This window comes from Gemmata palustris (assembly GCF_017939745.1).
In the GTDB taxonomy this organism is placed as follows: domain Bacteria; phylum Planctomycetota; class Planctomycetia; order Gemmatales; family Gemmataceae; genus Gemmata; species Gemmata palustris.
In genome coordinates this window covers 4,633,333-4,655,425 of the sequence record NZ_JAGKQQ010000001.1, presented here as the reverse complement: position 1 = coordinate 4,655,425, position 22,093 = coordinate 4,633,333, and the positions used below count along the sequence as shown (strand labels likewise).

At 67.6% G+C, this 22,093-nt stretch carries 23 protein-coding genes; 18 read left to right on the top strand and 5 right to left on the bottom strand.

Annotation, left to right across the window (positions count from 1 at the left end; all coding sequences use genetic code 11):
• Positions 1 to 318 precede the first annotated feature (318 nt).
• From J8F10_RS19180 to J8F10_RS19165, 5 genes are all read left to right on the top strand, one after another.
• Positions 319 to 1,572, top strand: a complete 1,254-nt coding sequence (locus J8F10_RS19180; protein WP_210656368.1) for an RNA polymerase sigma factor — start codon at positions 319 to 321, stop codon at positions 1,570 to 1,572.
• A 123-nt stretch (positions 1,573 to 1,695) separates the two neighbouring features.
• On the top strand, positions 1,696 to 1,824 hold the full coding sequence (locus tag J8F10_RS39915) for a hypothetical protein (RefSeq protein WP_261363070.1): 129 nt from the start codon (positions 1,696 to 1,698) through the stop codon (positions 1,822 to 1,824).
• Between the two features lie 20 nt (positions 1,825 to 1,844).
• A complete protein-coding gene (locus J8F10_RS19175) occupies positions 1,845 to 2,600 on the top strand; it encodes a YciI family protein (RefSeq protein WP_210656367.1) in 756 nt (251 codons plus the stop codon).
• A 108-nt stretch (positions 2,601 to 2,708) separates the two neighbouring features.
• Positions 2,709 to 3,137: a VOC family protein gene (locus J8F10_RS19170; protein WP_210656365.1), complete on the top strand. Its 429-nt coding sequence runs from the start codon at positions 2,709 to 2,711 to the stop codon at positions 3,135 to 3,137.
• A gap of 71 nt (positions 3,138 to 3,208) precedes the next feature.
• Complete coding sequence (locus J8F10_RS19165) at positions 3,209 to 3,739, top strand: hypothetical protein (protein ID WP_210656362.1); 531 nt, start codon at positions 3,209 to 3,211, stop codon at positions 3,737 to 3,739.
• 87 nt (positions 3,740 to 3,826) lie between these two features.
• Here J8F10_RS19165 and J8F10_RS19160 read toward each other — a convergent pair whose 3' ends face one another.
• The 3 genes from J8F10_RS19160 to J8F10_RS19150 are packed head-to-tail and all read right to left on the bottom strand — an operon-like array spanning position 3,827 to position 5,895.
• A complete protein-coding gene (locus J8F10_RS19160) occupies positions 3,827 to 4,579 on the bottom strand; it encodes an SDR family oxidoreductase (RefSeq protein ID WP_210656361.1) in 753 nt (250 codons plus the stop codon).
• A 25-nt stretch (positions 4,580 to 4,604) separates the two neighbouring features.
• Positions 4,605 to 5,453 carry an RNA polymerase sigma factor SigJ gene (gene sigJ / locus J8F10_RS19155; RefSeq protein ID WP_210656357.1) on the bottom strand — a complete coding sequence of 283 codons (849 nt, stop codon included), beginning with the start codon at positions 5,451 to 5,453 and terminating at the stop codon, positions 4,605 to 4,607.
• A gap of 19 nt (positions 5,454 to 5,472) precedes the next feature.
• Complete coding sequence (locus J8F10_RS19150) at positions 5,473 to 5,895, bottom strand: cupin domain-containing protein (protein WP_210656355.1); 423 nt, start codon at positions 5,893 to 5,895, stop codon at positions 5,473 to 5,475.
• 326 nt (positions 5,896 to 6,221) lie between these two features.
• Between J8F10_RS19150 and J8F10_RS19145 the strand changes: the two genes are divergently transcribed.
• The 3 genes from J8F10_RS19145 to gloA2 all read left to right on the top strand — a co-directional run bounded on the left by J8F10_RS19145 (position 6,222) and on the right by gloA2 (position 9,502).
• Complete coding sequence (locus tag J8F10_RS19145; protein WP_210656353.1) at positions 6,222 to 7,562, top strand: outer membrane protein assembly factor BamB family protein; 1,341 nt, start codon at positions 6,222 to 6,224, stop codon at positions 7,560 to 7,562.
• A 126-nt stretch (positions 7,563 to 7,688) separates the two neighbouring features.
• Entirely contained in the window at positions 7,689 to 9,044 is a 1,356-nt protein-coding gene (locus J8F10_RS19140) for a hypothetical protein (protein WP_210656351.1), read from the top strand.
• A 71-nt stretch (positions 9,045 to 9,115) separates the two neighbouring features.
• On the top strand, positions 9,116 to 9,502 hold the full coding sequence (gloA2, locus tag J8F10_RS19135) for an SMU1112c/YaeR family gloxylase I-like metalloprotein (RefSeq protein ID WP_210656349.1): 387 nt from the start codon (positions 9,116 to 9,118) through the stop codon (positions 9,500 to 9,502).
• Between the two features lie 314 nt (positions 9,503 to 9,816).
• Here gloA2 and J8F10_RS19130 read toward each other — a convergent pair whose 3' ends face one another.
• Positions 9,817 to 10,902 carry a DSD1 family PLP-dependent enzyme gene (locus tag J8F10_RS19130; protein WP_210656347.1) on the bottom strand — a complete coding sequence of 362 codons (1,086 nt, stop codon included), beginning with the start codon at positions 10,900 to 10,902 and terminating at the stop codon, positions 9,817 to 9,819.
• A 191-nt stretch (positions 10,903 to 11,093) separates the two neighbouring features.
• On the opposite strand from J8F10_RS19130, the gene J8F10_RS19125 reads away from it, so the two are divergent.
• The 4 genes from J8F10_RS19125 (at position 11,094) to J8F10_RS19110 (ending at position 12,945) form a co-directional block, all read left to right on the top strand.
• Entirely contained in the window at positions 11,094 to 11,567 is a 474-nt protein-coding gene (locus J8F10_RS19125) for a DUF1579 domain-containing protein (protein WP_210656345.1), read from the top strand.
• A gap of 155 nt (positions 11,568 to 11,722) precedes the next feature.
• Positions 11,723 to 12,145 carry a DUF6194 family protein gene (locus J8F10_RS19120; protein WP_210656343.1) on the top strand — a complete coding sequence of 141 codons (423 nt, stop codon included), beginning with the start codon at positions 11,723 to 11,725 and terminating at the stop codon, positions 12,143 to 12,145.
• Complete coding sequence (locus J8F10_RS19115) at positions 12,142 to 12,411, top strand: VOC family protein (RefSeq protein WP_210656341.1); 270 nt, start codon at positions 12,142 to 12,144, stop codon at positions 12,409 to 12,411. The genes J8F10_RS19120 and J8F10_RS19115 overlap by 4 nt, the downstream gene beginning before the upstream one ends.
• Positions 12,412 to 12,471: 60 nt before the next feature.
• Positions 12,472 to 12,945, top strand: coding sequence for a DinB family protein (locus J8F10_RS19110; protein ID WP_210656339.1), 474 nt, complete (start codon positions 12,472 to 12,474; stop codon positions 12,943 to 12,945).
• A 115-nt stretch (positions 12,946 to 13,060) separates the two neighbouring features.
• Here J8F10_RS19110 and J8F10_RS19105 read toward each other — a convergent pair whose 3' ends face one another.
• Positions 13,061 to 16,009, bottom strand: coding sequence for a serine/threonine-protein kinase (locus J8F10_RS19105; RefSeq protein WP_210656337.1), 2,949 nt, complete (start codon positions 16,007 to 16,009; stop codon positions 13,061 to 13,063).
• 100 nt (positions 16,010 to 16,109) lie between these two features.
• Here J8F10_RS19105 and J8F10_RS19100 point away from each other — a divergent pair, with 100 nt between their 5' ends.
• The 6 genes from J8F10_RS19100 to J8F10_RS19075 all read left to right on the top strand — a co-directional run bounded on the left by J8F10_RS19100 (position 16,110) and on the right by J8F10_RS19075 (position 21,883).
• Positions 16,110 to 16,715: an RNA polymerase sigma factor gene (locus J8F10_RS19100; RefSeq protein ID WP_210656335.1), complete on the top strand. Its 606-nt coding sequence runs from the start codon at positions 16,110 to 16,112 to the stop codon at positions 16,713 to 16,715.
• A 98-nt stretch (positions 16,716 to 16,813) separates the two neighbouring features.
• Positions 16,814 to 18,052 (top strand): calcium-binding protein, encoded by a 1,239-nt coding sequence (locus J8F10_RS19095; RefSeq protein ID WP_210656333.1) that lies wholly within the window; start codon positions 16,814 to 16,816, stop codon positions 18,050 to 18,052.
• Positions 18,053 to 18,587: 535 nt separating this feature from the next.
• Positions 18,588 to 19,403 (top strand): ATP-grasp domain-containing protein, encoded by an 816-nt coding sequence (locus J8F10_RS19090; protein WP_210656331.1) that lies wholly within the window; start codon positions 18,588 to 18,590, stop codon positions 19,401 to 19,403.
• A gap of 96 nt (positions 19,404 to 19,499) precedes the next feature.
• Positions 19,500 to 20,792, top strand: a complete 1,293-nt coding sequence (locus tag J8F10_RS19085; protein ID WP_210656329.1) for an FG-GAP repeat domain-containing protein — start codon at positions 19,500 to 19,502, stop codon at positions 20,790 to 20,792.
• A 273-nt stretch (positions 20,793 to 21,065) separates the two neighbouring features.
• Complete coding sequence (gene ilvN, locus J8F10_RS19080) at positions 21,066 to 21,572, top strand: acetolactate synthase small subunit (RefSeq protein WP_210656327.1); 507 nt, start codon at positions 21,066 to 21,068, stop codon at positions 21,570 to 21,572.
• Positions 21,573 to 21,574: 2 nt separating this feature from the next.
• On the top strand, positions 21,575 to 21,883 hold the full coding sequence (locus J8F10_RS19075) for a hypothetical protein (protein WP_210656325.1): 309 nt from the start codon (positions 21,575 to 21,577) through the stop codon (positions 21,881 to 21,883).
• Positions 21,884 to 22,093: the final 210 nt, after the last annotated feature.

The following is a 22,093-nucleotide window of genomic DNA, read 5'->3' as shown; positions in this document are numbered from 1 at the left end:
CCCGCTCCTTTGCTGTAGCTCGCTACAGGGAGCCTGAAATCGGACTGGTTCGCGTTTCGCTATCGGCTGTCCGGTCATGCACTTGGGGTGATTGCCGCCCGCCGTTGTACCCCACGCTACACGCTCGCAAAACGTGTTCGGCGCACCCGCATCACTTCTCAACTGACCTATCACTCGTGCCGAAAGCCGTAGTAGCCTCTCTCCCCTCAATTAACACCGCGCCGAAGCGCCCGGCGGCACACCCGCGTGGACGTGCCGGCGGACGTTTCACACCCCACCCGTGCGAGGCGTGACGGGCATCGGTAACTCCGAGGCGAGATGATTACGCCGCTCCTTTCCCCGGCCGACGTTCGCGCGCGAGTTGATGAGATCTACCGCGCGGAATCCCGGCGCGTGTTCGCCTCCCTGGTGCGGTTGCTGCGGGACTTCGATCTGGCCGAGGAAGCCCTACACGAGTCGTTCGCGACCGCGGTCGAGCGGTGGCCCGCGGACGGGCTGCCGGACAACCCGCGGGCGTGGCTGGTATCGACCGGTCGGTTCAAAGCGCTCGATGCCCTCCGGCGCCGCACCAAGTTCGCGGCCCTGCAACCGGAACTCGCCGGCCGGGTGGCCGAGGTCGCCGGAGTCAACGCGGTCCGCGCCGCGGAGGAGATCGAGGACGACCGACTGCGGCTCGTTTTCGCCTGCTGTCACCCGGCCATCGATCGCGCGGTGCAGGTGCCGCTCACGCTGCGGGAGGTGTGCGGGTTGACCACCGAAGAAATCGCCGCCGCGTTCCTCGCCGCGCCCGCGACGATGGCCCAGCGGATCGTGCGCGGGAAGGCGAAGATCCGCGACGCCGGGATACCGTTCGCGGTCCCGACCACAGGCGAGTTCCCCGAGCGACTGGGAGCGGTGCTGGTGGTCGTTTACCTCGTGTTCAACGAGGGTTATTCGGCCACCGCCGGGGCGGGCCTCACGCGGGCGGACCTCTCGGGCGAAGCCATCCGCTTGGGGCGCCTCATTGTGGAACTGCTACCCGATCCCGAGGCGGTCGGGCTGCTCGCGCTCATGCTCCTCCAGGAATCCCGCCGCCGCGCCCGGGCGACCCCGGAGGGCGACGTCGTGCTCCTCGAAGAACAGGACCGCTCGCTCTGGGACGCGGCACTTATCGCGGAGGGGCGGGCGCTGGTCGCGCGGGCGCTCGGTACCCGTCAATTCGGCCCGTACACGATTCAGGCCGCCATCGCCGCCGCCCACGCGACGGCCCCGACGCCGGGGGCGACGGATTGGCGGCAGATCGCGGCGCTCTACGACGCCCTGCTCGCACTCAACCCGTCGCCAGTAATCGAACTGAACCGCGCGGTCGCGGTGGCGATGCGCGACGGGCCGGCTGCCGGTCTGACTTTAATCGACGCCCTCCTGGGGCGCGGTGACCTCGGCAATTACCATCTCGCGCACGCTGCGCGGGCCGATCTGCTCCGCCGGCTCGGGCAGCGTGACGCCGCACGAGGGGCCTACGAGCGGGCGCTCGCGTTGGCTCAACAGGAGCCGGAACGGCGATTCCTGATGAAGCGACTTTCGCACCTCTGACGATTGTGACCTGTCTCGCTGGCGGCGCGACCGCATGTCCCCGCGTCGACACGGGAAAACTTTGCGGAGTGTCGATCCGCACCCGCCCCGTTCGACTACGGGCTGACAGCGCGCCCGCTTCCGTTGACGAGGAGCCCCGTTCTGCCGCAATTCCTCGCAGATCCCGCAACGGCCGGGCGCGTGATGCAGGCACTCATGGGGATGACCAAGCTCGACATCCAGGCGCGGCAGAACGCGGCCGACGGCAAATAAACACACTCACGGGGAACGCGATGAAATACATGCTGCTCATTTACAGTGCTGAGAGCTGTTGGATCGATGAGGAGCGAACGGCCTGCATGGTCGATTCGCTCGCGCTCTGCGACGAACTTGCCGCACGGGGCCAGTTCATTGATGCGTCGCCACTGGAGCCGGTGACGACGGCCGTCACCGTCCGCGTGCGCGACGGGCAGACGCTCGTCACGGACGGCCCGTTCGCCGAGACCACGGAACAGCTCGGCGGGTATTTCGTGCTCGATTTGGCCGATCTCGACGAGGCGATCGCGGTCGCGACCCGGCTCCCGCCGGTTACCAAAAGCACCGTCGAGATCCGCCCCCTGTTCGTGCTCGACGGGCTCCCGCCGGCCCACCCGGTCTCGGCCGGCGAGGGGAAGCCCGGCGCGACGTTCCTGATGCTCTGCTACGACGACGAGGGCGCGTGGCGCGCGGCCGGCCCCACCGCGCAAGGTGTCGCGATGGCGGAGGCCGCTGCGCTCTGCCGGGAACTGAGTGGCTCGGGCGCGTACCTGAGTGCCGCGCCGCTCCACCCGGTGGAAACGGCGACGTGCGTGCGGGTGCGCGACGGCCGGCGCGTCATCACGGACGGCCCGTTCGCCGAAACGCACGAGGTGCTCGGCGGCTATTACCTGATCCGCGCCGAGTCCCGCGACGCGGTCGCTCGGATCGCCGAACGGCACCCCGGCGTGCGGGTCGGTGCGGTCGAGGTCCGACCGGTATTCGACCTGTCCGGGCTGCGGAAGCGGGCGTGAGAAAATTCGGCGGGGCGTCGATTCCCGCTCCCGGCGATCGACTAACCAATGAAGCGACGGGGCGGGTGATCCGCTCCACGATCAAGAACCCGTGAGCGAGGAGAGACCATGACAGGCACAACCATCACTCCATACCTGTTCTTCGGCGGCCGGTGCGACGAGGCCCTGGAATTCTACCGCACGGCCCTCGGCGCGGAGATCGAGATGCTCATGCGGTACGACGAGGGCCCGGAGCCGCCCCCGCCCGGGGCGCTCCAGGCGGGGTTCGAGAAGAAGGTCATGCACGCGACCTTCCGCGTCCGCGGCGTCCCGCTGATGGCGTCCGACGGGCGCGACGACCAGTCGAAGTCCGTCGGGCTGCACCTGGCCCTTTCCGTCCCGGCCGAAGCGGACGCGCGGCAGGCGTTCGACGCGCTGGCGGCCGGCGGCACCGTCGAGATGCCGCTCGGCAAGACGTTCTGGTCGCCGTGCTTCGGGATGGTCACCGACCGCTTCGGGATCGGCTGGATGGTGTCGGTCCCCGGTCCGGTGGGCTGACGGCAACGAGAGCACACGCTCCCGCGCCGGTGCGGGGGCACGATTCGCCCTGACCCCAATGGGAGTTCGACATGATGCAACGAATTCTGACCTGTGGCTTACTGTTCATCGCCCTCGGCACCAGCGCCCGCGCCGCCGACGCGCCGGCCAAGACCGCGCCCGTCCATCCCGGCCTGGAGAAGATCAAGGCGCTGGCCGGAACCTGGGTCGAGGCCGACAAGGACGGCAAGCCGACCGACAAGGTGGTCTCGGTCATCAAGGTCACCGCGGGCGGCAGCGCCGTGACCGAGACGCTGTTCCCCGGCCAGCAGCAGGAGATGGCGTCGGTCTACCACCTGGACAAGGGCGACCTGGTGATGACGCACTACTGCGTCCTCGGCAACCAGCCGCGGATGAAGGCGGACCCGAAGTCCCCGTCCAACCAGATCAAGTTCCTGTTCGCGGGCGGAACGAACCTGGACCCCGCGAAGGACATGCACATGCACGAAGCGACGCTCACGTTCATCGACGCGGACCACATCGAGATCACCGGGGTCGCGTGGGTGAACGGCAAGCCGGCCGACGACCACTGCGGCGGCATGAAACTGGTCCGCAAGAAGTAACTCTCGCGGGCAGGTGGCCAGAGTAACGAAAGCCGGCGACTGAAGTCGCCGGCTTTCTCATTTCCTGTGGGCTCACACGGCCGAATTTCACGCTTTTCGTTGCCCGACCCATGCTTCAAACCGCGTCGGCCCGAGGCGCGGATTTTTGCCCACCGGTGCGAGGCCCCGGTCGTCCAGCGGCGCGCCGAAGTAACGGGCCTGTGGGTCGGCAATGACGGTCCGCTTGTCCCCGGTCGCGGCCAGGAACCGCCCCACGAATTCGGCGACGGACGACGCTTCGGGGCCGGCCAGTTCGACGGTCCCGTTCGCCGGCGCGTCCTCGACGATCGCGGCGAGCGCGCCGGCTACGTCGGCGGACGCGAGCGGTTGGAAGGGGGCGGTTGGTAGGCGAATCGTGTCGCCGACTACTCCCGATTCGGCGATGCCACCGAGGAACTCGAAGAACTGCGTGGCGCGGACGATCGTGTACGGCACCTTGCCCGCCCGGATCAGTCCTTCCTGGGCGACCTTCGCCCGCATGTACCCGCTGTCCGGCAAGAGATCGGCACCCACCACCGACAGGGCGATGTGGTGCTTCACCCCCGCGGCCGATTCCGCGGTCAAGAGATTACGGGTAGACTTGTCGAAGAACTCCATTACCGCCGCATCCTCCCAGGACGGCGCGTTCGATACGTCCACCACGACGCTCGCGCCCGCGAGCGCGCCGGCCAGCCCCGCGCCGGTGAGAGCGTTGACGCCCGTGGACGGGGACGCGGCCACAGCCTCGTGCCCCCGCTTCTGGAGAATGGGCACGAGCTGTTTCCCGATCAGCCCGCTACCGCCGATTACAACGATCTTCATGGTTGAACCCTCATTGCGGATTGCTCTATTCGACCGCGGCCGCCGACCACCGGGCCAGCTTGTCCGGGTTCACGCTGATGTACACCGCCCGCACGTCCGTCCCCAGGGACAGTGCCGTGACCTGGACGACGACCCCGCCGGACGAGAACACCACGCCCGGCGCGCCGTTTACTGTCGTCGCGCGCATGTCGCAGTTGCGCCGCTTCTTGCTGAACACGCCCGTCAGGAACCGGGCCGCCCGCTCGCGCCCGCGGATCACGACCCGCGCCGCCGAAACTCTACCCCCGCCGTCCGAGTGGATCTCGACGTCTTCGGCGAGCATCCGCTCAACGGCCCTCACGTCTCCCTCCCGGCAGGCCGCGACGAACCGCTCGGCCAGCCCGTCCGCCCGCTCCCGTGTCGCCCGGAACCGCCGCTCCCCGTCCAGTCCCAAGCGCTGTCGCGCCCGGCTGACGATCTGCCGGGCGTGGACCTCGGATTTGCCCAGCGCCTCGGCAAGCTCGCCGTACTCGTAGTCGAACACGGTGCGGAGCAGGAACGCCGCCCGCTCGTCCGGGGTCAGGCGCTCCAGGAGCAGTAGGAACGCTTGCGTCAGGGACTCGGCCAGCGCGGTATCGCGGGCCGCCCCCCGCGTGTCGACCGGTTCGGGCACCCACGGGCCGACGTACCCCGCGCGCTGTCGCGCCCGGAGCCGGTCGATGCAGAGGCGGGTGGTGGTGCGGACCAGGAACCCTTCCGGCGAGGACACCCCGCCGGCGGTCTGGTACCGCACGAATGCGTCCTGCACGGCGTCCTCGGCGTCCGCCACGCTGCCGAGCATCCGGTACGCGACGGACATCATCCGCGGCCGCAGGCCACACGCTTCTTCGGTCATGACACCCTCACGGGGCCGCTCACTTCTTCGGCTCGGGTATGACGAGCTGAGCGGCGTCGCGCGGGTGCAGTACCCACGCGAGCACGCGCGTCTTTACTTTACCCGGGTTCTTTGACACCCGGTGCAAGCAACCGGCCGGCTCGTAGAAGGTTTCCCCGGTCTTGAGTACCTTGGCGGGTTGGTCGTTGATGGCCCACTCGTACTCCCCCTCCAGCACGTACCCGAACGTCGGTCCGGGGTGGCGGTGCGGTTCACCCGCTTTTCCGGCCTCGAGTGTCACCTCCACGGTCGTCGCTTTCGCTTCCTTGCCGTCCAATTTCTCGGCAATGTCCCGCGCGGCCAACACCTTGACCGACCCGTGCTTCTCGTCGTGTCGGGCGGCCGTCATCCCGCCCGCCCCGAGGCCGATCCCAGCCGCCAACAGTAGTGCTCCGCGAATCATTGCTTCCCCTCCATCGTGTGTGCTGTGACTGGGCGACATCCCGCGTTCGGTAGCAAGGACGATCGGGCGGGGTGGTTTTGTGACAGACGGGGAGATTTTTTTGGATTTGGCGGAAGTGAGCGAGCGGGGCGCCAGGAGCGCGATGTCCCGCCGACGCCCTTCGGTTCGGCCCGTTTCCAGTTTCCATTGCCGCAGTGCCTTCGTCGGTAATTCGTCAGGACGGGAAGGTGCTATCGGCGAATTATGTCTCGTACTCGACGCGCAACTGACCTATCGTAAGGCCCAGTGAAGTCATGATGTGCCCGGCCGGTTCTGGAGTACCCGCCATGTCTATTCGTCTTCTTGCGTTGGCTGTCGGCTTCGCTCTCGCTCCCGTATCAGGCCTCGCGGCGGACTGGCCCCAGTTCCGCGGAACGGGCGGGACCGGGGTCGTGACCGGGAAGAACCTTCCTCCCAACAACTGGACGACGAAGGACAACGTGGCGTGGAAGCTGGATGTTCCCGGCCAGGGTTGGTCGTGCCCGATCGTTACCGGCGGAAAGGTGTTCGTCACCAGTTGCGTGAGCGACGCGAAGGTCGCGGTGCCGAAGACCGGGTATTACGCCCCGAAGGACACGAAAACGCTGACCGGCGAGCACCGCTGGACGCTCTTCTGCCTGGACGCGCCCACGGGCCGCGTTCTGTGGGAACGGGTGGCGCACAAGGGAGAACCCAAACACCCGATCCACGTGAAAGCCAGTTACGCGCCCGAAACGCCGGTCACCGACGGCGAGCGGGTGTACGCGTACTTCGGCAACGTCGGCATGTTCTGCTACGACCTCGCCGGGAAACAGCTCTGGTCGAAGTCGTGGGACGTGGTGCCGACGCAACTGGATTGGGGGACCGGGGCGTCGCCGGTGCTTCACCGCGACCGCGTGTACGTCGTCAACGACAACGAGAAGAGTTCCTTCATCGTGGCGCTGGACAAGAACACCGGTAAGGAGGTGTGGAAGGTCGCACGGGACGAGAAGAGCAACTGGGCCACGCCGTTTATCTGGGAGAGCGGCAAGCGGACCGAGATCGTCACTTGTGGCAAGGGTAAGGTGCGGTCCTACGACCTTGATGGCAAACTGCTCTGGGAGTTCGGCGGCATGTCGTCGATCTGCGTGCCGTGCCCGGTCGCCGCACACGGGCTGTTGTACGTCAGTTCGGGGTACGAGTTCGGCCGCCCGCGCCCGGTGTTCGCGGTCAAACCCGGCGCGTCCGGCGACATCTCCCTGAAGAAGGGCGAGACGAGCAACGAGTTCATCGCGTGGTACAAGGAGCCGGCCGGGGCGTACCACCCGACCCCGCTCGTGCTCGGCGATCACCTGTACGTCCTGTACTCGACCGGCCTCATCTCCTGCTTCGAGGCGAAAACCGGCAAGCCGGTTTACGAACGGGAGCGGCTCGGCGGCAGCTTCACTGCATCCCCGTGGACCTACGACGGCAAAATCTTCTGCCTCAGCGAGGAAGGAACGACTTACGTTGTGAAGGCCGGTGCGGAGTTCGAGTTGCTGGGCAAGAACGTGCTGGGCGACGTCGCGCTCGCGACCCCGGCGGTCGCCGACGGTCGGCTCTTCGTTCGCACTGCAACGAGCCTGTATTGCATCCAGAAACCGGCTAGCTCGGATGCGAAGAAGCCGTGACCGCGGGTGGGAACGGGACGACATAATCGATGAGAAATGCGCTCTCGCCACCGCTTCCGTGTGGGGCGGGAGATCGGTCCCGGGTCCGGGCACCTACAAACACGACTTGAAGTTCGGAGAATCGCGATGAGGGTTTGGGACCGAGTCGGGCGGAGTGCGTTCGTCGCCTGTGCGGTCGGGATGGCCTGGGGCATCCGCGGGGACTACGGCCACGTCATCGGGGCGATGTACCCGGGCGCCGTCCTCGGGCTCGCCTGGGTGTTCGTCGCCGGCTCCTCGACCCTGCGCTCCCGGATGTCCGTGATCGCCGCCCTGACCGCGGCCGGGATCGGGGCCGGCGGGCAGATGAGCTACGGCGTACTCCACGGGTACGCGCAAGCCGACACCCTACCGAACTACGCCTACGGGTTTGCCGCCCTATTCCTCCAGGGCGGGTGCTGGGGCACGTTCGGCGGCGGGCTGGCCGGGCTCCTGGCCGAGCGCCGCGCCGTGCGCACGGGGGACTGGGTCGGGCTCCTCGCGAGCGTGGTCCTCGGCGGGTGGCTCGCGCCCGCGCTTCTCGTGGATGCGATCGGCTTTCACATCAACCCGCCCCGGAACAACATCGCTGTGGCGTTTCTCGGGGCCGCGCTCGGGCAGTTCGCGTGGCTCGCGTGGACCAGGCGCGCGGCCGGGCTTCGAGGCGCGCTCTACGGGTTCGTCGGGTTTGGCCTGGGTATGGCCGGCGGGCGCCTGCTGGGGAACGCGGCCGTACACCTGGAGGTCTGGGGGTACACCATCAACCACTGGAACGTGATGGAGATCACCTGCGGGTTCGTCGGGGGCGGGGTGTTCACTTACGGGATGCTGGGGCTCGGCCGGGTCGATCCGGCCGGGGAGCCCGACGAGTTTCGTCTCCCGGCGGTCCTCGGGGCGGTGTTCGTACTCGGCGTGATCCCTGCCTGGCACCGGTTGACCCGGGTGCCGGAAAAGGTGGCCGGGTGGGGTGCGACCCTGCGCGAGTTGGGGCACGCGGACGGGCTGGCCGGGACGGTGCTGCGTGGTACGGACGCCGTGTGCGTCGCGGCCGGGGCCGGCGCGGTCTTGTGGGCGCTCGCCCTGGCTCGTGGGTGGCGGTGGCCGGCCGCACTGCCGGTCATTGGGCTGTCCGTTGCGATGCTCGTGTTCCAGAACTTGACGGCCCTGTACTTCTGGCGCCCGGCCCGGCCCGGCTACCTGGACACGCAGACGGGTTTCTGGATTTTGTTCGCGTTCGTGCTCGCGTACCCGATACTCGCCCGCCCGCGGGAGCGCGCTCTCGTGGAGCCCGAACGCCCGGTTCGGTGGGGGCGATTGATTCTTGGAACTGCTGCCACCTTGGGGGTGATCGTGGCCCTGGCGGGGTTCACGAACGGGGAGCGGACGATGCGCACGGCGAACACCCGGTGGCCGGTCTGGTCCTGGAACGATGGGCCGTTTCCGGGCTCCCGGAGTAAACCGTAACATTTGCTCGTGCGGGAAGCCGAAGTCGTTGCACGGTTCCCAAGTTTCTCGACCCCGCGGTACCCTCACGAATGAAGCTGCTCCGCACCCACCACGTCGCGATCATCTGCTCCGACTACGCGCGGTCGAAGCACTTCTACACCACCGTCCTCGGTCTGGAGGTGGTTTCCGAGGTACATCGGGCCGAGCGCTCTTCGTACAAACTCGACCTGCGGCTCCCCGACGGCACCCAGATCGAACTGTTCTCGTTCCCGAACCCGCCCGCGCGCCCCAGCTACCCGGAGGCGTGCGGGCTCCGGCATTTGGCGTTCGAGGTTGGAGACGTGGACGCGGCAGTCGCGGACCTGGGGCGGCACGGGGTAGCGGCCGAGCCGGTGCGGGTGGACGAATACACTGGCAAGCGGTTCACGTTTTTCCGAGATCCAGACGGCCTGCCTCTGGAACTGTACGAGCGGTGACCACACTCGGGCGGTCACGTGTCCCGGGTCGGCGGATCGGACGATTCGTTTTGATTCGCCTCGGTCCCGGGTTGGTACCCATCACACCGCACCACCGGTTGCGCCGGGTACTTTGGGAAATCGGCCCTTGTGACCGACAACTCGCACAGCAAAAAGCGCGACCGCGGCGTGCGGACCTCGCGCATCCGCTCGCACGATTCGCAAAGGCTCGGTGTCGTCACTTCTGCACGCAAAGTATCATTGACGCGACCGGGGGAACGAGGGGCGCACGAGAACGTATACTCGAAGTTCCGCGCGTCGCAGCGGGCGTCACCTCAATCGTACCGCCCGCTGGCCTCAATCGGCCACACGGCCTCTACCCGCCCACCGCGGACGGCCGCACACGATCGGTGCAAGTTCATCGTCGCGCAGCAGTGGGCCGGCAGCACCTCTCGCCGGTCCCCGACTCGTACCGCCTCGCCGTCACCCGGGGCCACGATCGTGTGTTCCTCGTTGACCGCTGTCACGCGGTCGGCCGGTCGGTCCTTGACTACCGGGGTGCCGAAGTCTCGCGAGATCGCTTTGCTCCCGGCGTCGAGCACGTACCGCCCGTCCCGCCGACTGACCACCGTCGTGAGGACCGACAGGGCGCACCCGTACTCCGGGCAGACGGCGTGGTACGCCGCGTCCATGACCGCGAACGACCCCGGCTGAATCTCGGTCAGCCCCGGGAACCCGGCGGCGGTGTCGGCGGTTCCGGTCCCCGCACCGGTGACCACCGGGACCGCGATTCCGGCCGCCTCGAGCTCCCGGCGGGTACCGACCAACAACTGGAGCCCGGCCCGGCACTGTTGGCCCCGATCGGCCGCATCGGGAATCATCTGGATGTGCCCGGCGTACCCTTGTAGCCCGCGGAATTGCAGTGCCGGGGCGTGACCGAGCACTCGTCGCGCGAGAGCCACGGCCGGGGCACCGGGATCGACGCCGCACCGGTGCTGCCCCACGTCCACCTCGACCAGTACCCCGAGCGACACCCCGGCGGCGCGAGCGGCCGCGGCCAGTTCGTCCACGTTTTCCGCGTCGTCCACGCACACGGACACGTCGGCCCGGGCGGCCAGTGCCGCCAGCCGGCGGGCCTTCACCGGGCCGACGATCTGGTTCGCCACCAGCACGTCCCGGACCCCGGCGCCGACCAGCACCTCGGCCTCGTTCAGCTTCGCGCACAGGAACTTGTCCGCCCCGGCCGCCATCAGGTGGCGCGCCAATCCACCGCACTTGAGGGACTTGAAGTGAACCCGGACGTCCACCCCGTTGGCCCGGCCCAGGGCGAACATGGCGGCCGCGTTTCGGTCCACCACGTCGAGGTCGATCAGGGCTTGAGGCGTGTCGAGGACCGGATACAGGTCGGCGGCTATTGTCACGGGAATTCTCCGGGGTCGTTCCGCTCAGAGTACGGCGCGGCTCGGCCCCCCGGCTCGGTGGCCCGTCGTAGCCCCTATCGCACAAGAGCCTACAAATTCAATTTTCAGTCACCCGGGTTCTAATGCTGACATCGACTCGCTACCGCGGCCCGTTTAAATTCACCCACTTCGCCCGACTCACGGAGGTAGACATGCAAGCGGAACCACAGAAAGAGCACAAGTGGCTGGAGCAACTCGTCGGCGAGTGGGTCACCGAAATGGAGGGGAGCGGCGGCCCCGATCAACCGCCGGTGAAGCACACCGGCACGGAAACCGTCCGCTCGCTCACCGTGTGGGTGCAGTGCGAGGGGCAGATGCCCGGCGACGTGCCGATGAAGACCGTGATGACGCTCGGCTACGACCCGACCAAGAAGAAGTTCGTGGGCACCTTCATCGGGTCCATGATGACCAACCTGTGGGTGTACGAGGGGGAGTTGGACGCGAGCGGGAAGATGCTGACGCTCGACGCCGAGGGGCCGAGCTTTACCGACGCGACCAAGACCGCGAAGTACAAGGACACGATCGAGATTCTCTCCCCAAACCACCGGACGCTGTCGTCCCGGTTCCAGGCCGAGGACGGGACGTGGCACCACTTCATGACCGCTCACTACCGGCGCAAAACGTAACCGGCGCGAACCTCTCGTGGGGTTCGCGTGTCTGCCCTCTCCGGCACCGTGTGACGTGGTGCCGGGCGACCGGCCACAGGCGCGGACGGTGACGCCGGAGCGCTGGGCGCTCGGTCCGTGAGACGCTCGACACCCGACACCCGAGGGCGGAACCGATGGACGAGGCCGCGATCACGAGGCACATCACCGAGACGTACCCGGGAGTCGACACCGTCGTGGCGCTCGGCGCGACGTTCTTCTTCTACAACCCCGAGGACGGCGCCCCGAAGGATCACATGTTCCCGTTCGCCACGCTCGTCACCGGCGACGAGCACGATCAGTTCTCGAACCTGAACCGCCCGGGCGTGTTCCGGCTGAACGTCGGCGCTTCCAAGCAGACCTTCCAGTCGCTGTTCCAGACCAACGACCACGACTTCACCGCACTTGATACGATCATGCCCCACCCGGTGTACGGAATGATGTACTGGGTGTGCGTGCTCAACCCGAGCGCCGAGACGTTCGAGCGCGTCGAGCCACTGCTCGCCGAAGCGTATCAGACGGCCGTCGGAAAGCGCGCCAAGCGGGAGGGGCAGCCGTGAACCTGAACCACCTGAACCTGACCGTTACCGACGTGCCGGAGACGTACCGGTTCTTGGAGACGTACTTCGGGATGCGGGGGACGAGCGCGAATAACAACATCGCGTTCCTGACGGACGCGAACGGGATGATCCTGACGCTCACCAGCATGAAACTCGGCGGGGTGGACGAGGTGAAGTACCCGCCCAACTTCCACATCGGGTTCGGCCAACCGAACGCGGACGCCGTGAGCCGAGCAAGCAACACGGATCGTGGACGTTCTACTTAACCGCCCCGGGCGGGTTCACCATCGAAGTGCTGGCCTGACCACGATAGACGGGAGTGAATCATGCCGCTGTCTGGAGAACGCGCTCGGATCTACGACGAACTCCGCCGCGCTTACGACGGCGACGCCTGGCACGGGCCGCCGCTGCGCGAGGTGCTGAAGGGTGCGACGGGCGCGCGAGCCGCGGCGCAGCACCCGCGGCTCGCGCACTCCGTTTGGGTACTGGTGAATCACCTTGCCGCGTGGACCGAGGTGGTCGCCCAGCGGATCACCGAGTGGCGGGCGATTGGCGAACCGGAGGCGGGCAACTTCCCGCCCGTGCCCGACACTTCGGAGGCGGCGTGGGCGGCCGCGCTCGACAACCTCGATCGGCAGCACCGAAGGCTGCTCGACGTGATCGTCGGGCTGAACGCTGCCCAACTCGACGAGACCGTGCCGGGGAAGACGTACCCGGTCACAGTCATGCTGCACGGCACCGCCCAGCACTACGCCTACCACGCCGGGCAGATCGCGCTCTTGAAGAAGTTGGCGGAATGACGGCGGGCGCGCCGGGGTGACCGCATCCGTCGAGGTCGCCTTCGTCACTCCCACCGCGCCCGCTCGGGCGGCCGGTTGAACTCGGTCGGCGGCACCAATTCCGTGTCGTCCGCTCTCAACTCCCGCCCATCAAGGGACGTTCCCTCGGGGGCGGTGCGACTTCTAATTTTGGAACCGGGAGAGGCGCAGGCGCCGCGGCAATGCGCTTGAACCCCGGGCGCTCGCGGAGCGGAGCCAGGTACGGGCTCGTCGCCAACTCCCGCTTCCCGCCCCGGGTCACGAGGTAGCCCATGTCCCGGGAGCGGGTCAGGAGCTCGATCGCTCGGGCCGCGTACACTTCGGCCCAAAAGCTCCGAGCGAGCGCAGGGATTGTGGCATCCCGGCGGGCTGTAGCGGACGCTTCGGCCAGGGCCTCGGCCCCCCGGAAGAACAGCAGTCGGGCGGCCTCCGGTGGCGCCGTCAGAGCGGTGACCTCGGTGCTCGCGTCCGCCCGCTGTCCGACCGCCGCGAGGCTCACCGCGTGCTGGGACCGGAGCTCGTTCCGCGTGCCCTCGGTGTGCTGCATCGCGAGCAATTCGTCCCACACGGGCAGCGCTTCGTTCGAGCGCCCGAGCGCGGCCAACACCTCCGCCCGGTTCCACTGTACGTTCCGGATCAGGTTCTGGAGGTCCGGGGACGCTGGATCACCGGTCCGCAACCCCTCGACCACGGCCCACGCCTTATTCGCCCACTTCAGTGCCCCGGCGGGATCGCCCGCGACGCGCCCCTCGCTCGCCAGTTCGTCGTATGCCCCGGCGAGTGCCTGCCGGTACCGATGCGCCCCCGACCGGGCCGTCAGGCGCTCGTAGGTTCCGATCACCTCGAAGAACTGCAGGCGGATTTTGTCCGCCGGGACGGTTCCTTCCGCTCGCGCGACGATGACCAAGTTGTTCAGGGCCGCGGCCGCCCGGTACTGGTACTCGAACGCATCCGGTTCGGCGGCCGCGAGTTCGGTGTAAATCGCTCGTGCCTGTTCCAGTGCCCGCCGCGCGGCCGGGAGGTCCCGGGGCGATTGTCGGAAGCACGCCAGCCCCAACCCGTTCAGCGCCACGGCGAACCCCTCACGGTGCTCCCGGCTCGCGCCGTCCGTCCGGATCAGGTCGCTTTCCAGCTCCCGCGACCGCTCGTAGAGTGCCCGCGCCGCCGAGTGTTGCTGGGCGTCGAACCGGGCGGCACCGGCCATCTGGTACGCCCCCGACAGTTCCATTCGCACCGACGTATTCGCCGGTACCTCGCGGAGCAATTCTTCGCCGAGCGCGATCGCCCGGTCAAAGTGCTCGAACGCGCCGGCCGGGTCTTTCGAGACCGTGGCGAGTCGCCCGAGGTACGTCCGTGTCGCCACCAGATCGTTCCGGTACGTGCGGTTCCCGGGCTCTTTGGCGAGCAACTCCTCCTGCGCGGCCCGGGCCGCGCCCAGGTGTTCCCGGGCCGCCGACCGCGAGCCCCCTTCGGTCTCGATGTACCCGAGGTACGCGCGGGTGCGGGCGCGGTCCCCGGCCAACCGCGGGTCGCCCGGGTAGGTCGCGTTCAGTTGCTCGTGGTACTCGTCGGTGTCCGCGAGCAGCGCGCGCTGCACCCCGGGCAGCCCCCGGAGCCGGTTGTCGTTGGCGGTCCTCCGACCGAACTGGTCGATCGCACCGCGGGCGAGCTCCAGCAGACCCTCGGCCCTCGCGCGCTGCTCCTTTGCATCCTCGAAGTTCTCGACGGCTTTTTTCTCGGCCGCGATCGCGCGGACCGCGAGCCACGTGCTCACGCCCGTTGCGGTGGCCAGGAGGAGCACGAACCCGACCGCCACGGACACGGCCCCGCGGTTGCGCCGGACGAACTTCTCGACCCGGTACCGGCGCGACGGGGGCCGTGCTTCGACCACCTCGTCGGCCAGGTACCGTTCCACGTCTCCGGCTAGCCCGGACGCCGACTCGTAGCGCCGGGCGCGGTCTTTCTCCAGCGCCTTCATCACCACCCAATCCAGTTCCCCGCGGATCATGGCGGCCAGGCGCCGCGGTTCGACGCGCCGGTTCGCGGCGATCGACGGGAGTGTCTCGGCCCCGGCCAGCCGGCTACTCGGGGTGGGCGGCTCCTCCTCGCGCACCAATCGCAGAACCTCGAGCAGTGCCGCGCGGCCGACGCGCTGTCGGGTGAGCGGGGTCGAACCGGTCAGCAACTCGTACAGGAGCACCCCGAGCGCGTACACGTCGGCCCGCGTGTCCACGTCGAGGCCGTCGGCCGCGGCCTGTTCCGGGGCCATGTACTCGGGGGTGCCGACGATGGCCCCGAGGCCGGTCACCAGCGTGCGCTCGGTGAGCGGGCCGTGGGTGGCCTTCGCGATCCCGAAGTCGATCACCTTGGGGACCGCCCGCCCGTCGACCTCGGACACGAGGACGTTGCTCGGCTTGATGTCGCGGTGGATGACGCCCTTCTGGTGCGCGTGCTGGATCGCCCGGCACACCGGGACGAACAATTCGAGCCGCTCCCGCAGGGGGAGGTGCTTGTCGTCGCAGTACGCCGTGATCGGGACCCCGCGGACCAGTTCCATGACGAAGTACGGGCGCCCGTCGCCGAGAGCCCCGGCGTCGAACACTTTGGCGATATTCGGGTGGTCCATGACCGCGAGCGCCTGGCGCTCGGCCTCGAACCGGGCCAGCACCTGCTCGGACCCCATCCCCGGGCGGATCAGTTTCACCGCGACGTCGCGCCGCACGGGCTCGGTCTGGCGCGCCCGGTACACGGTGCCCATCCCGCCCTGGCCGATCGGTTCCTCGAGTACGTATCGACCGCCGACCACGGCCCCGACCCCGAGCCCCGGCCCGGCGGCCGACGCGGGCGCTCCACGGAGCGCGGCCGCGACCGGGTCACCATCTGTGCCCGCCTCGAGGCGCTGGAGCGCGCCCTCGCACCGGGCGCACCCCTCGACGTGACGGGCGACTTGATCGATTTCGTCCGGGGGCAGGTCGCCGCGAAGAAATGAGGTCAGGGCCGCGTCGGTCGGGCAATCGCCGGGCGTCGGGCGGGCGTCGGAAGTCATGAGCGGGGTCCGCGGAGGGGTAGAAGACCGGGGCGGTCGCGTTATAACACACATCCGGTTGCTGTGACACGCTCTCCGCGAATCCCGCCCCCGGTGCCCCATGTCTGATACCCACGATTCGGGCCGCGCCGCGACCTCGATGACGCTCTTGGACAAGCTCCGGGCCGACCAGCCGGACGCCTGGACCAGGACGGTGCGCCTCTACGGGCCGCTGGTCGAATACTGGGCCGGGCGCGGCGGCGCGACCGGGGCGGACGCCGAGGACGTGGCCCAAGAGGTGTTCCGGGAGGCCGCCGGTGGGCTCGAGCGGTTTCGCCGGGACCGCCCGGGGGACACGTTCCGGGGCTGGCTGCGCGGGATCACCCGGATGGTTTTGCTGCGCCACGCCCGGCGCCGGAGCCAGCAGCCGCACGGGAGCGGCGGTACCGCGGCCCTGGCCGCGCTGAACGAAGTGGCCGACCCGGTGAGCGAACCGGACGCCGACGACCCGGCCCCCGAGACGCACGCCCTGTACCACCGGGCACTGGAGTTGGTGCGCGGGGAGTTCGAGGGGAAGACGTGGAACATGTTCTGGGCGACCACCGTGGACGGCCGACCTCCGGCGGAAGTAGCGGCCGAACTGGGAGTGAGTACGGCGGCGGTGCGCCAGGCCAAGAGTCGGGTGCTGCGGCGCCTCAAGGAAGAGGTCGGTGACTTAATCGACTGACGGCGAATATTTTCCTGTCACACTCCCGCGATTAGTGAGCACCGGGGAACGAACCCCGGCCTCACCCGGCCCCTCGGGGCCATCAACGGAGCACGAAAATGTCGCCGAAAACCTGGGTCCGCAAGCTGTTCGCCCCGGCCACCTCTCCCGTCACCCGTCGCGCCACCACGCTCGGGCTCGAAGCACTCGGGGAGCGGGCCATGATGTCCGCCACCGCGTCGGTCGCGGGCGGGGTGCTTACCATCACCGGCGACGCCGCGATCAACCGGGTCGAGGTCACGCACTCGAACTTCAACGGCGGTCGATACCTCGTGTTCGACAACAGCACCATCGTCGCGAACGTGCCCGCTGCCGGGGTCACGGCCCTCGATTTCGTCAACCGCGGGTCGGGCGACACCCTGGCCAACACCTCGGGGCTCGCGACGGTGCGCCACGAGACGGGCACGGTCAGCGGGGGCATCACCTGGGCGTTCGACTACAACCCGATCAGTCGCGTCGGGACGCTGACCGTGAACGGCACCAGCGGTGCCGACCGGATCGACCTCCAAGAAGCGTACAACAACGCCCAGGTGGGCGAGCCCGGGTACGGGGACAACCGCCCGGTCGGGGTCAACATCCTCAACGCCAACGACAGCGAGTCCCAGGGCGGCCCGTCGTTCGCGGCCGGGAGCCAGATCACGATCGTGGTGAACGCGAAGGCGGGCAACGACATCGTGCGGAACTTCACCCGGTTCAACTCGGTCCTGAACGGCGGGTCGGGCGCGGACCAACTGTTCGGCGGGTCCGGGAGCGACACGCTCTGGGGCGACCGGGATCTGGTCAACGGGGTGTACGTCGAGGTGGTCACCAAGACCGGCGAGACGAACAACGACATGCTGCTCGGTGGGTGGGGCGCGGACGTGCTGCACGGCGGGTCGGGTGACGACCAGTTGTGGGGGGACCAGGGGCATCAGGTGAAGGTGGGCACGCAGTGGTGCTGGGAGAGCCTGTCCGGTGACGGCACCGGGACCGCGGGGGACGATGTGCTGTACGGGGACGCGGGGAACGACACCCTGATCGGCGGGTACGGGAACGACACGCTCGAGGGCGGGGCGGGCAGCGACTGGCTGTTCGGCGGGATCGGCAACGACACCCTGAAGGGCGGGACCGAGCGGGACTACCTGTTCGGCGGCGACGGGTCGGATTCGCTGGACGGCGGAGCCGGGAACGATTTCATCCGAGTGAACAACGCTTACGGGAACTACAACGACCCGTACTGGGGGGTGAGCGAGTACGCCCTCCCGCACACGGTCGACAGTTACGGGGACAACGACAACGAGGCCATCAAGCTCGGGTAATTCGCGTCCCGATTCGTTTGAGGGCGGGTGGACCGCGGTCGGCTCCCAGTGCCCGGTACTCGGGCGGGAGCGGGCGGTCCCGTAGCCCAATGGTAGAACGGTAGGGGGTGCAAAAACATCCCTTCCCCTTTGTTAGGGGAGTTTTCAACAGTTCGCGCCGCTCTCCGACACTCTGTAAATGCGATCCTACGCCCACCACCTCGATCGTCGTCACGTTCCTCTTGCTTTACGCCGGCGCTCCGGTCAAAATAACTGCTCCTCACCAAACCAGTTGGTCAAATCTGCAACTTGTGGTTGGCGGTTTTAGTCGCATGTGGAATGCGAGGCCGGTATGGAGGTGGTGTACCCATCAGAGCTCACCGAATTCTTCCTGCCGAGTAGCAAGCCGGCCTAACTACACCCACCTCTCCGGCCGCAGCAAACACGACACCCGCACCTGAGATTCGCTTTCGTCTTGGCCCGTCTTTGCTTTTGGTTTCGCTCCCTTCTTGCTGACACTTCTCGCTGTTAATCCCTCGTTACTTTGGAGTTTCCCATGCCCACGTTAATCGTGGCGGCGCGGTCGTTTGTGTGTTCCGTTGGGGGAACACCGCCGCTTTCCGCTGTGTACGATCAGCGCGTGATTGCCGCGGCCGAAAGCATCGGCTGGTCCGTGCTCGGCGCGGCCGATGATTGGATCTCGGATGATGTGCCCGATCCCGTGGTGTACGTCACCACCGAGCTCGCGATGTCAACTGCCTGTTCACTGGATCTCGCGCTGCTCGAGCCGTCCTTCGATTTGCTCACGCGCGTGCCGGAGCGCTTTCTGCGTCGGCACGTCGAATCCGCGACGTTCGGTGATCTCGACCGGCTCGACGGCCGGACGTTCGTGAAGCCGGCCGACCCGCTCGACAAGTGGTTCGACGCGGGGCTGTATTCCGACGTGCGCGACATCCGCACGTGCGGGCGCTCGCGGCCCGAGGCACCGATTCTGCTCAGCGAGCCGGTCGAGTGGTCGGTGGAGTTTCGTTACTTCGTGCTCGAAGGAAAGGCGGTCGCGGGTTCGCCCTATCTCGCGTATGGGCGCCCGGCGTGGCGCTGGAGTGCAACGGCATCGCCGATACCGACTGCGGGTTTGCACGTCGTTGAGGGGCTCTGTGCCGCGATGGAGGGCGAACTACCGCCCGCGTTCGTGGTGGATGTCGGGCGGATTGACGACCGCGGGTGGGCCGTGGTGGAGTTCAACCCGGTGTGGTCTGCCGGCTTATTGAACGCGGACGCACGAGCCGTTCTGCCGGTGCTCCAGCGCGCGACGCGCCCGCGGCCAATTTCGCACGCGAGCGACCAGCGGTGGGATCTGCGAGGGGGCTGATGCGCGACATTTCAGCTACCCGTTGCTTCCGCACGTCGATCACCGCATAATCCACATCACTGCCCTCCCTCCTCCCTCGTCAGGAACCTCTCACCCATGCGCCGGCTCCTACCCGTACTGCCCCTCGTCGCATTCGGCTTGGCCCTCGCGCTCGCGCCCTCAACGGTCGCGGCGCCCAAGGCCGAGGACGCGAAGATCACCTGGAAGAAGACCGTGCTGGACGCGAAGTTCCGCTCCGAAGGCGTGGCCGTCGCGGACGTGAACAAGGACGGCAAAATTGACGTGCTCAACGGCGAATACTGGTACGAGGCGCCGGACTGGACCCCGCACGAGTTGCAGCCGTACAAGGACCACGGTACCGGTCTGGGCAACTACAGCCGCGTGTTCGCGTGCTGGACCGAGGACATCAACGGCGACGGGTGGCAGGACCTCATCGTGATCGATTTCCCGGGCGCGCCGTGCTACTGGATGGAGAACCCCCAGGGCAAGGCCACCGGCGCCGACGGCAAGCCGCTGCACTGGAAGAAACACACCATCTGGCACTCCGCCTGCAACGAAACGCCGCTCTACACGGAGCTCGTCGAGAAGGGCAAGCGCGTGCTGGTGATGGGCTGGCAGCCGAAGGGCAAAGAGACCGACGGGCAGATGGCGTACTTCACCCCGGACCCGAAAGACCCGACGGCGCTGTGGGTCATGCACCCGATCAGCGAAGCGAGCGTTCCGCCGGACGTGAAGGACGGTAAGCCGGTCGCTAACACCGGTAAAGAAATGCCCGGCACGCGGAAGTTCAGCCACGGGCTGGGCGTCGGCGACATCAACGGCGACAAGCGGGCGGACGTGATCTGCACGGGCGGCTGGTGGGAGCAACCGGAGAAGACCGACGGCAAGACCGCGTGGACGTTCCACCCGGCCAACCTCGGCGCCGCGTGCGCGGACATGTACACGTTCGACATGGACGGCGACGGTAAGGCCGACGTCATCAGCTCGTCCGCGCACCAGTTCGGCATCTGGTGGTACAAGCAGCGCGCCACCGACAAGAGCGGGAACCCGGCGTTCGAGAAGGTGGACCTGTTCCCGAAGCTCGTGAGCGAAACGCACGCGGCGCACTTCAAGGACATCGACGGCGACGGGCGCCCGGACCTCATTACCGGCAAGCGCTGGTGGAGCCACGGCAAGGCCGAACCCGGCTCCGACGGCCCGGCCGCGATCTACTGGTTCAAGAACACGAAGGGCGCGGACGGCATCGTCCATTTCACCAAGATGACCATCGACGAAGACTCGGGCATCGGCACGCAGTTCGAGGTCGCGGACATCAACGGCGACGGCCTGCTCGACGTGATTTCGTCGAACAAGAAGGGCGTCCGGGTCATCATCCAGCAGCGGAAGTAAATGTTGCGCGAGGGACGCACAGGGCGGAAGCCCTGTGCTACGAAAGCCGGCCCCTCCGGGGCGAAGACGGGGAACCATCTTCTGCCGCGGAGGGGCCGGCGCATTTGCACCAGTCTTCTGCCCGGTGCCGTCAACATTCGCAGGCCGTCACCGCTTTTCTCGCTATTCTCAATTCGAGAAGTGGGGGTTGTCAGCGCCCGGCGTTGAAGCCCTTTCGCGTCTCTCTATCATCAACTACCGGTACTTTCTCTTCCACGAGGGGGCGTTTCCCCAATGCGGCACGTGCTTTCCGCTCTGGTGCAGAATCAACCGGGGGTTCTGGCGACCGTCGCCGGGATGCTCCACTCGCGCGGGTTCAACATCGACAGCCTCGCGGTCGGCGAGACCGAGGCGCACAACCTCTCGCGCATGACGTTCGTCGTTAACGGTGACGACAACGTACTCGACCAGGTGCGGAAGCAGCTCGACAAGATCGTCACCGTCGTGCGCGTGGACGACATCAGTTCCGAGGATTTCGTCGAGCGCGACCTGATGCTCATCAAGGTGACGTGTACCTCGGCCCAGCGCCCGGAAGTGTTCCAACTGTCCGAGAGCTTCCGCGGCCGGGTGGTGGACATCCAGCACAACAACGTGCTGATCGAGATCAGTGGTACGGAAGGGAAGGTCGAGGCGTTCATCGAACTGATGCGGCCCTACGGCATCCTGGAACTGGCCCGCACCGGGCGCATCGCGCTGGTGCGCGGGGAAGCGAAGCCCGCGGTCGCGGCGGAGGGCACCTGAACGTGGACACCGCAGCCCAAAAGATCATCCTGCCGACGCGCCGGCTCGATCCGGCGATCGTGGAGTTGCTCCGGGCGCTGAAGCCCGGCGACAAGATCAAGATCACGCAGGCGGTCCGCGTGGGCGCCAAGAAGTGGAACGCGGAGGCCACGGGCGAATTCCGCGGCCTCGCGTACCTGCAAACCGGCGTCACCACGGAGCGCGTCAAAGAGGACGATCTGGTGGTGCCCGTGGTCCGCTTCACCAAGCCCAACGGCGAACTGACCTCGATCAGCCTCGACGAAAACACGAAGATCGAGCGCGGGGTATAGCTCGCACCCGGGACCGCGGACGTCCCGTATTCAAGCGCGACACTTTGTGCTTCAACCGAAACGAAAGTCGCGGGCATTCGGCCCGCGACTTTTCTCGTATCCACTCCGGTTTTGGGTTTCAGCTAACGAGTCGCGAGGAAGCGGAAGGCGCTACCGGTCGGTGAGTGCGGTTCCGTCAACCGGGTCGGAACGAGCCGCGATCGCAAGGGA

Bases quoted from the DNA above. Each gene is read 5' to 3' on its own strand.
- J8F10_RS19180 (WP_210656368.1), top strand. From the start codon at position 319: ATGATTACGCCGCTCCTTTCCCCGGCCGACGTTCGCGCGCGAGTTGAT.
- J8F10_RS19175 (WP_210656367.1), top strand. From the start codon at position 1,845: ATGAAATACATGCTGCTCATTTACAGTGCTGAGAGCTGTTGGATCGAT.
- J8F10_RS19170 (WP_210656365.1), top strand. From the start codon at position 2,709: ATGACAGGCACAACCATCACTCCATACCTGTTCTTCGGCGGCCGGTGC.
- J8F10_RS19165 (WP_210656362.1), top strand. From the start codon at position 3,209: ATGATGCAACGAATTCTGACCTGTGGCTTACTGTTCATCGCCCTCGGC.
- J8F10_RS19160 (WP_210656361.1), bottom strand. From the start codon at position 4,579: ATGAAGATCGTTGTAATCGGCGGTAGCGGGCTGATCGGGAAACAGCTC.
- sigJ (WP_210656357.1), bottom strand. From the start codon at position 5,453: ATGACCGAAGAAGCGTGTGGCCTGCGGCCGCGGATGATGTCCGTCGCG.
- J8F10_RS19150 (WP_210656355.1), bottom strand. From the start codon at position 5,895: ATGATTCGCGGAGCACTACTGTTGGCGGCTGGGATCGGCCTCGGGGCG.
- J8F10_RS19145 (WP_210656353.1), top strand. From the start codon at position 6,222: ATGTCTATTCGTCTTCTTGCGTTGGCTGTCGGCTTCGCTCTCGCTCCC.
- J8F10_RS19140 (WP_210656351.1), top strand. From the start codon at position 7,689: ATGAGGGTTTGGGACCGAGTCGGGCGGAGTGCGTTCGTCGCCTGTGCG.
- gloA2 (WP_210656349.1), top strand. From the start codon at position 9,116: ATGAAGCTGCTCCGCACCCACCACGTCGCGATCATCTGCTCCGACTAC.
- J8F10_RS19125 (WP_210656345.1), top strand. From the start codon at position 11,094: ATGCAAGCGGAACCACAGAAAGAGCACAAGTGGCTGGAGCAACTCGTC.
- J8F10_RS19120 (WP_210656343.1), top strand. From the start codon at position 11,723: ATGGACGAGGCCGCGATCACGAGGCACATCACCGAGACGTACCCGGGA.
- J8F10_RS19110 (WP_210656339.1), top strand. From the start codon at position 12,472: ATGCCGCTGTCTGGAGAACGCGCTCGGATCTACGACGAACTCCGCCGC.
- J8F10_RS19105 (WP_210656337.1), bottom strand. From the start codon at position 16,009: ATGACTTCCGACGCCCGCCCGACGCCCGGCGATTGCCCGACCGACGCG.
- J8F10_RS19100 (WP_210656335.1), top strand. From the start codon at position 16,110: ATGTCTGATACCCACGATTCGGGCCGCGCCGCGACCTCGATGACGCTC.
- J8F10_RS19095 (WP_210656333.1), top strand. From the start codon at position 16,814: ATGTCGCCGAAAACCTGGGTCCGCAAGCTGTTCGCCCCGGCCACCTCT.
- J8F10_RS19090 (WP_210656331.1), top strand. From the start codon at position 18,588: ATGCCCACGTTAATCGTGGCGGCGCGGTCGTTTGTGTGTTCCGTTGGG.
- J8F10_RS19085 (WP_210656329.1), top strand. From the start codon at position 19,500: ATGCGCCGGCTCCTACCCGTACTGCCCCTCGTCGCATTCGGCTTGGCC.
- ilvN (WP_210656327.1), top strand. From the start codon at position 21,066: ATGCGGCACGTGCTTTCCGCTCTGGTGCAGAATCAACCGGGGGTTCTG.